Here is an 8,424-nt window from a genome sequence, read left to right on the forward strand (position 1 = left end):
CCTATTATTATCTGACTGTTTTGCAGGACAGCGAAAGGTGGCCCTCTTTGTTATATGAAGACCCTCCACACACGCTACAATCTGACTGCTGCTCCTAAATGTACCTGTACCTTGCTATGAGATCCCACAGGTTGGACATAAGCCAATTATTGGCTAACTTTGGTTGATGTCTAAACGTGTTGCCGTCCTGTTATTCACCTTTTTTGCCTATGCGCTGGTATTGGTGCACGGCATCATGCCGCACGAGCATCTCCACCAAGCAGATATAAAGGCACGGCACCACGCCCACGATAGCCACCGGCATTCCCACGGCCACGACGGGCCGGAAGAGAAGGAGAGCCCTTTCAGCCACTACTTCCACTCGGCCGTACAGGGAGAGCCGCATGTGTCAACCCGACAAAACAATTTAATTTTGGCTCCTCTCTCGGACGCCAGAAGCGACGGGTTCCTATTTACACCTAAGGCACCGGTCGCCGGCATAGTGCGGAGAAGTGCCTTGCACATCATAGGCTTTTCGCCTCCACCACACCAAACCCACCTCCCGCAGCGCGGCCCTCCGGCTGCCTAACCCATCCAGTTATCGCTCTTGCCAGCTCAGCCGAGACCTACTAGGCTACGGTCTTTGAGTGCATTTTATGCGTGCGCTTATACTTTTCCGTGAATGGCAAAGAGCACCCCTTCTTTTAATTAACCCCTGTTTTTTACAACATTAACTTTTAAGCAAAATGAAAAAGGTTCTTTTCTCTATTGCAGCGATGGCGCTGTTTTCTTTCGGCTGCTCTTCGAACACCACAAGCGAAGAAGGGCATGAGCATGGGCCGGACTCCCACCAGCACGAGGCCACTTCAGAAGAGGAGCACGGCCACCCGCACGATAGCGACGGCGGACACCCGCATGAGCAAGAGGAGTTCACGGTAGCGGGCGACTCTGCCGTGACCGAAGCCGCCACGGAAACCCACTCACACGACGGACAGGGCGACCACCAGCACTAGTCTGCTGAACCATTGATGCGCTACCCGGGGAGTGCGGCAAACTGCCGCATTCTTCCCGGGCAAGCCGCTATGGACTAAATGTACACTTGAGTTACAGCCATATCAGAATCACATGTTAAAATCATATGTAAGCCTTATGGCTTTTTGCCTGGTGCTCTTCGCCTCAGGCTGCGGCCAGGATCAGGAGCACGCCCACGACGGGGCAGAAACCGAAGCGGAACACGGCCATCCCCACGGAGACGAGCTGGAGCCGGTCTCCTATACTATCTATACCGATAAAACCGAACTGTTCGTGGAGTTTAAGCCCCTGGTAGTCGGCGAAACTTCCTCCTTTGCGGCACACGTCACCAAACTCGGTGAAAATTTTACTCCCCTTACGGAGGGGCAGCTAACCGTCAGCCTTGTGAAGGGTGACAAAGGCATCCGCCAGACGGTGCAGGAGCCGCGCTCACCGGGAATCTTTGGACCTGCGCTCCAGCCCAGGGAAGCCGGAAGCGGATACAAACTTATTTTTGACGTCAAGTCAGGGGATGTCACCGACAGGATCGTAATCGACAGTTTACAGGTGTACCCGAACGCGGAAGCCGCGCTGGCCGATACCAAAGAGGCCGACGCTCCAATGGGTGAGGAAGTACCGTTCCTGAAGGAGCAAGCCTGGAAAGTAGAGTTTGCCACGCAGCAGGTGACGCCGCAGCCTTTTCACAACATTATCAGAACCTCCGGCCAGATCATGCCGGCTCCGGGAGACGAGCAAACGATCGCGGCCAGTGCGAGCGGGGTTGTGTCGTTGGCTGGTAACGATGTGATCGTCGGAGCGCCAGTGACGGCGCGGGAAAGGCTTTTCACCATTTCCGGCGGCGGCGTGGCCGAGGGCAACATCGATACCCGTGTGAGGGAGGCGCGCACCGATTTCCAGCGTGCGCAGGCCGACTACGAGCGTGCAAAGGAATTGGTGAAGGACCAGATCATCTCTCAGCGGGAGTTTGAAAGCCGTAAAGCCATTTACGAAAATGCCGCATCGGCTTACCGCACCATTGCCGGCAACTATGGTCCAAAGGGCCTGAGCGTGTCCGCACCGCAGGGCGGGTTCATCAAATCTGTGCTGGTTTCTGATGGGGAGTTTGTGGAGGCGGGGCAGCCACTGGCCAGCATCACACAGAACGAGCGACTGGTGCTGCGAGCCGAGGTGCCGCAGACGGAAGCATCCCAATTAGCCAACGTGAAGTCTGCCAGCTTTAAAGTGCCGGGCGGGGAGGTATACGATACCGATAACCTGAATGGCAGGCTGCTGGCCTACGGCAAAAGCGCCGGTGCCGACTCCTATCTTATTCCCATCACCTTCCAAATAGCCAACCGTGGCGAGTTGGTTCCTGGATCTTTCGTGGAAGTATACCTGCGTTCTGCGTCGTTGCCCAATGCCTTAACCGTGCCTGTCAGCGCGATCATGGAAGACCAGGGCACGCACTATGTGTACGTGCAAACGGCGGGGGAGACCTTTGAGAAGCGGGAAGTAAAGCTAGGCGCCTCCGACGGCATTAACGTGCAGCTGCTCTCGGGCGTGAAGCCGGGCGAGCGGGTGGTGACGAAAGGAGCCTACCAGATCAAGCTTTCCTCGGCATCGGGTGAGGTGCCCGCCCACGGGCACGAACATTAACCACGGAGGGTGAGGGCTTTTACGAACCCTGCCCATCAGCATCAAAAAGAGAAGAAATGCTTAACAATATCATAAAATTTTCGCTGCATAACCGGCTGCTGGTTATCGTAGCCTCCTCGCTGCTGCTTGTCTTCGGCGGGATCACGGCCTCCCGCATGGAGGTGGACGTGTTCCCCGACCTGACGGCCCCGACGGTGGTGGTGCTGACCGAGGCTCACGGCATGGCGCCGGAGGAAGCAGAGCGACTCGTGACTTTTCCCATAGAGACAGCCGTGAACGGGGCCACCGACGTACGCCGCGTGCGCTCTTCCTCCTCTGCCGGCATCTCCATCGTGTGGGTGGAGTTTGACTGGGGCACCGACATTTACAAGGCACGGCAGATCGTGACCGAGAAAGTGGCCACCGTGGCCGAACGACTGCCGCAGGGCGTGGGTACTCCCACGCTGGCTCCGCAGTCTTCCATCATGGGCGAGATTATGCTCATCAGCGTGACAGGAGACAGCACCAGCCAAATGGACCTGCGCACGCTTGCCGACTGGAGCATTCGTCCGCGGTTACTGGCTACGGGCGGTGTGTCGCAGGTGGTGGTAATAGGGGGAGAGTACAAGCAGTACCAGGTGCTGGCCTCCCCGCAAAAGCTGAAGTACTACAACGTGTCGCTGCATGAGTTACTGCAGGCTGCAGAAGAAGCCAACCAGAATGCCTCGGGCGGTTTTATACAGGAGTACGGCAACGAGTACATCGTTCGCGGCATCGGCCGCACCAGCGATCTGGGGGAGCTGGCCAACACGGTGATCAAGGTGAATAGCAACGCGCCCGTACGGATCGGGGATGTGGCCGACATCAAGGTGGGCGCGGCCGTGAAGATCGGCGACGGTTCTCTGAAAGGCGAGCCGGCCGTGATTATGACCGTGATGAAGCAGCCCAACACCAACACCCTGGAGCTGACCGAAGAGATAGACGAGGCCATGGCCGACCTGAGCCAGAACCTGCCGGAGGATGTCAAGATCAACACGAAAATTTTCCGGCAGGCAGACTTCATCAACGCCTCCATCAACAATATACAGAAGGTGCTGCTGGAGGGTGCTGTGTTTGTGGTGGTGATCCTGATCCTGTTTTTGATGAACATCCGGGCCACTGTCATCTCCCTGCTCGCCATACCTATCTCGCTGATGGCGGCTATACTTACCTTAAAGTGGCTTGGCTTTTCCATCAATACGATGAGTCTGGGCGGTATGGCCATCGCCATCGGTGACCTGGTGGACGATGCCATCATCGACGTGGAGAATGTGTTTCGTAGGTTAAAGGAGAATGCGCGAAAACCCGTGGAGGAGCAGTTGAGTAAATTACAGGTGATCTACGACGCCTCTGTGGAGATACGTTCCTCTGTGATCAACGCCACCTTTATCATTATCGCTGCCTTTGTGCCGCTCTTCTTCCTTTCCGGCATGGAGGGAAGGCTGCTGGCACCGCTGGGCATCGCCTTTATTGTCTCGCTGTTTGCTTCCCTGATCGTGGCCATCACCCTGACACCGGTGCTTTGCAGTTACATGCTCACTAGTGACAAAATGTTGTTGAAGCAGCACCGGGAAAGCTGGCTGGTGCACCGCCTGAACATTGTTTATGAGCGCTCGTTGAGAGGCGCCATGCGGCATAAGAAGGCGATTCTGGGTGCTGCTGTGCTGCTGCTGGTGGGGGCACTCTTTGTCATGACCACGCTTGGGCGCAGCTTCCTGCCGGAGTTCAACGAGGGCTCCCTGGTGATCAGCACCGTCAGCAAGCCGGGCATCTCGCTGGAGGAAAGCAACAAGATCGGCACGCAGGTGGAGAAAGCGCTGCTGACCGTTCCGGAGATACAAATAACGACCCGCAGGACCGGTAGGGCCGAGCTGGACGAGCACGCACAAGGGGTGAACGCCTCCGAGATTGACGCGCCTTTTGTGCTCGAAGAACGAAGCCGGGAGGAGTTTATGGCCGAGGTAAGGGAAAAGCTGGCGGGCATTACCGGTGCCAACATCACCATCGGGCAGCCCATCGGTCACCGCATCGACCACATGCTGTCGGGCACCCGGGCCAACATCGCTATGAAGATCTTCGGCCCTGAGCTCTCGAAGATGTTCTCCATCTCCAAGCAGGTGGAGCAGCAGGCCAAAACCGTGGAGGGGCTGGTGGACGTGAGTGTAGAGCAGCAAATTGAGATCCCGCAGATACAGATCAAGGCAAGGCGCGATATGCTGGCAAAGTATGGCATTACCACCGGCGAGTTTGCCGAGTACGTGGACGTGGCCTTTGCTGGCGAGAAGGTGTCGGAAGTATACGAAGGGGCACGCAGCTTCGACCTGGTGGTGCGCTATGACGAGAGCAGCCGCGGGGAGTTCGAGAAGATGAAGAACGCCCTGATCGACACCCATGACGGGCAGAAGATACCATTGCATTACGTGGCCGACATTGTGTCGACCAGCGGGCCGAACACCATCAACCGGGAGAATGTGCAGCGCAAGACGGTGGTGTCGGCCAACGTGGCCGGGCGTGACCAGCGCAGCGCCGTGGAGGAGCTGCGCGAAAAGATTCAGGCCAATGTGGACCTGCCGGAAGGATACCGCATAGAGTATGGCGGGCAGTTTGAGGCGGAGGAAGAAGCGTCGCGCACCTTGCTGTTCGCTTCGCTGCTTTCATTATTGGCTATTTACCTGCTGCTTTTCCAGGAGTTCAAGTCGGCCAAGCTTTCTGGTATCATCCTGCTGAACCTGCCGCTGGCCCTGATCGGTGGTGTGCTGAGCATCTTCTTCACTTCAGGCATCATCAGCATTCCGGCCATTATCGGTTTTATCACGCTTTTCGGTATCGCTACGCGAAACGGTATTCTGCTGGTGTCGCATTACCAGTTGCTGTTGCAGCAGGGGCACAGCCTGTATGAGAGCGTGATCCTGGGCTCCAGGGACAGGCTTAGTCCTATCCTGATGACAGCGCTTACGGCAGGTCTGGCGCTTATTCCGCTGGCCCTGGCCGGTGACTTACCGGGCAACGAGATCCAGAGCCCGATGGCCCAGGTGATCTTGGGTGGCCTGTTGAGCTCGACCTTGCTGAACCTGTTTATTGTGCCGGCGGTGTTCCTGATGTCCAATCAAAATGAGAAAGACAATGTATAGATATATGATAACCAGCCTGTGCCTGTATCTGCTTGTAGCGGTGCAGGCAAAGGCACAGCAAACCGTTGCCAATGTGTTGCAGCAGGTGGCGGCCAACAACAAAACCCTGCAGGCGGCGGCGCAGTACAGCGAAGCCCGGAAGCTGGAGTATAAAACTGGTTTAAATCCGGAGGACCCTTTTGTAGAGTATGTCTACTTTAACGGTCAGCCCGCAGAAGCCGGAAATCAGAAGGAGTTCGCTGTGACGCAGCGCATCGACTTTCCTACAGCCTATGGCAGGAAAAGGCGCGTGGCCAACCTGCAGGAGGCACAGGCGGAGTACCAGTATGCCCAGCAGCGGCAGAACATTTTGCTGGAGGCCCAGCAAGCCGCGCTACAACTGATCTACCTAAACAAGCAGGCAAGGGAGCTGGAGAGGCGCTACGAGGATGTAGAGGCGCTGTACCTCAGGTTCCAGAAAAGCACGCGTGCCGGAGAGGGCAATGTGCTGGACGAGAACAAGGCACGTGTCCGGCTGCTGGACATCCGCACCACGCTGCAGAAAAACAGGGCCAGACGCAGGGTGCTGGAAGAAAAACTCGCAGAGCTAAACGGCGGCAATCCCGTTGCTTTAGCCGATACAGCCTTTTCCGCTATGCCGGCTGTTCCCGCTTTTGAAGTGCTGGACAGTCTGATTGAAATATCGGACCCGCGCCTGAAAACGCTGGAGCAGCAAGCAAGGGTGCAGGAGGAGAAGGTGAAACTGGCCAGGGCACTGGCCCTTCCTAAACTAGAGGGCGGCTATCGCTACCAAAGTATATTGGGGCAGACGTTCCAAGGAGTACATGCAGGCATTTCCATACCGTTGTGGGAGCGCCGCAACACCGTGAACACGCAGCAAGCCTACAGCCAGTACGCGCAGGCGCAGCTGGAGGCTGAGCTAGTTTCGCACCGGCAGGAAGTGAGGCAGACATACGAAGAGTACCAGGTGCTGCAGGAATCGCTGCGTGATTACCAGGAGCTGATGGCCAGGCCGGAGAACTTTCGGCTGCTGGAGAAGGCCCTGCGGCTGGGAGAAATCTCGGCCGCAGAGTATTTTATGGAGCTGAGCTTTTTCTACGACACCTACGACAAGTACCTGGAGCTGGAGTCTGAGGCGCAGCATAAGGCAGCGGAGCTGCTGCGCTACACGTTGTAACGTTTGAGGGTAAAGTATAGGCAATCCGCTTTGTACTTTAGGAGGTATAATTATAGGAGGAGGCAAGGAACTACCCTTGCCTCCTTCGTTTTAGAACATATTGAAAAGTTGTATACTTTCTTAGCATACTCAATGCTTCATCCTGTTACTTTTGCCGTGCCTGCCCAATTCATCAAGCGCCGCCCATAATCCCTGGGCCAGTTGCGGGGCTATGGACGTGGAGTACGTAAACATCAACCAGCCGATTGAAATTGTAAAAAACATAGTTCAGCGCAGCGCGCACCCCAAGTTCCCGGTAAACGATGGCAGCTTTGACAACATCATCGGCATCCTAACAGCGAAGCGGTTCTATGAGTACCTGGCTGAAAACAAAGGCGAGCCGCTTAGGAACGTTTTGCAGCAACCTATTTATATACCGGTAACAATGCTGGCGAGTGCCGTTCTCAACATCTTCAAAAAGCAGAAGCAGTACCTGGGGATTGTCATTGACGAGTACGGCTCGATTGAGGGCATCGTCACGCTGCACGACATCCTGGAGGCTACCGTGGGAGACCTGCCGGACGTGGACGAGTTGGATGAGCCGGGCATTGTCAAAAGAGAGGTCGGCTCGCTCCTGGTGAACGGCTCTACCGAAATATACGACCTCAACAGGGAGCTAAAGCAGGAGGTAATCCCCATGGACGCCGATAATTACCTGACGCTCGCAGGCTTCATTTCCTATACGTTCGGCAAGCTTCCTGCTGCTGGTGACAAGCTTCAGGTTAGCGGCTATGAGGTTGAGATAGTGGACATGGATGGGTTTAGGGTGACAAGGTAATTCTGAAGCATGTAGGCGACACAGAGGAGCCCCTAAAGAACTTAACTGTTATAGTCACCAACCTGAGCGTTCGCAAGAATTGTTAGCGGAAGAACCATGGCTGTCGATATAGTACTGTGTCCTTTCACCGGATGAAGGTGTTTTGCAACTGCTGCAGCCATGTCTTCCCCTTGCAAGTTACTGCGGTTCATCTTCCAATTGGGCCTGCATAGGTAGTATCTTGTCTCGGCGTCTCGCTCATTTTTTAGTCGCTGGTGGATGGCGAGGTGTTTTACTCTTAAGCGGTAGAATTTTTCTGTTTGGGTAAACTTGTCCAGTCATGCTGCAAAGTCGGCTATATTGTCTTGCAGGTAAGTATTGCGGCAGAAAACCAGGAACGCCTTCTGATCGGCTTCCGTCTGCTGACATTGAAAAGGATAATTGTCTTCTCGAACAAAAGAATTAAAAAGCCGCAGTCATTCGGGAAGTGCTTGCTGAACCAGTTGAAGTAGCAAAGCCCGCCCGGGAAGGTAAAGCGCCGGTGGCAAGTATTGGAGCCCCCAAGTGAGGTCATAAGCTGTTGCTTAAGCAGCTCTTGCCTTTACGCAGGCTTTACCTAAGTCTGTTAGTGCAAAAATACCTATATATTAATTGTC

General features: G+C 55.4%; 6 protein-coding genes. All 6 read left to right on the forward strand.

What is annotated here, in order from left to right; genetic code table 11:
- The first annotated feature begins 235 nt into the window (after positions 1-235).
- The 6 genes from ACFQ2O_RS01305 to ACFQ2O_RS01330 all read left to right on the forward strand — a co-directional run bounded on the left by ACFQ2O_RS01305 (position 236) and on the right by ACFQ2O_RS01330 (position 7,789).
- Positions 236-568 carry a hypothetical protein gene (locus ACFQ2O_RS01305; protein ID WP_377522299.1) on the forward strand — a complete coding sequence of 111 codons (333 nt, stop codon included), beginning with the start codon at positions 236-238 and terminating at the stop codon, positions 566-568.
- A 157-nt stretch (positions 569-725) separates the two neighbouring features.
- The gene (locus ACFQ2O_RS01310; RefSeq protein WP_377522300.1) at positions 726-992 is read left to right on the forward strand and encodes a hypothetical protein; all 267 of its coding nucleotides are present in this window, start codon (positions 726-728) and stop codon (positions 990-992) included.
- A gap of 31 nt (positions 993-1,023) precedes the next feature.
- Entirely contained in the window at positions 1,024-2,646 is a 1,623-nt protein-coding gene (locus tag ACFQ2O_RS01315) for an efflux RND transporter periplasmic adaptor subunit (protein WP_377522301.1), read from the forward strand.
- Positions 2,647-2,702: 56 nt separating this feature from the next.
- A complete protein-coding gene (locus ACFQ2O_RS01320) occupies positions 2,703-5,795 on the forward strand; it encodes an efflux RND transporter permease subunit (protein WP_377522302.1) in 3,093 nt (1,030 codons plus the stop codon).
- A gap of 4 nt (positions 5,796-5,799) precedes the next feature.
- On the forward strand, positions 5,800-6,972 hold the full coding sequence (locus ACFQ2O_RS01325; RefSeq protein ID WP_377522303.1) for a TolC family protein: 1,173 nt from the start codon (positions 5,800-5,802) through the stop codon (positions 6,970-6,972).
- 211 nt (positions 6,973-7,183) lie between these two features.
- Positions 7,184-7,789 carry a transporter associated domain-containing protein gene (locus tag ACFQ2O_RS01330; protein WP_377522306.1) on the forward strand — a complete coding sequence of 202 codons (606 nt, stop codon included), beginning with the start codon at positions 7,184-7,186 and terminating at the stop codon, positions 7,787-7,789.
- The last annotated feature ends 635 nt before the right edge of the window (positions 7,790-8,424 follow it).

The sequence above is a fragment of the Pontibacter rugosus genome (assembly GCF_042678745.1).
Taxonomy (GTDB): domain Bacteria; phylum Bacteroidota; class Bacteroidia; order Cytophagales; family Hymenobacteraceae; genus Pontibacter; species Pontibacter rugosus.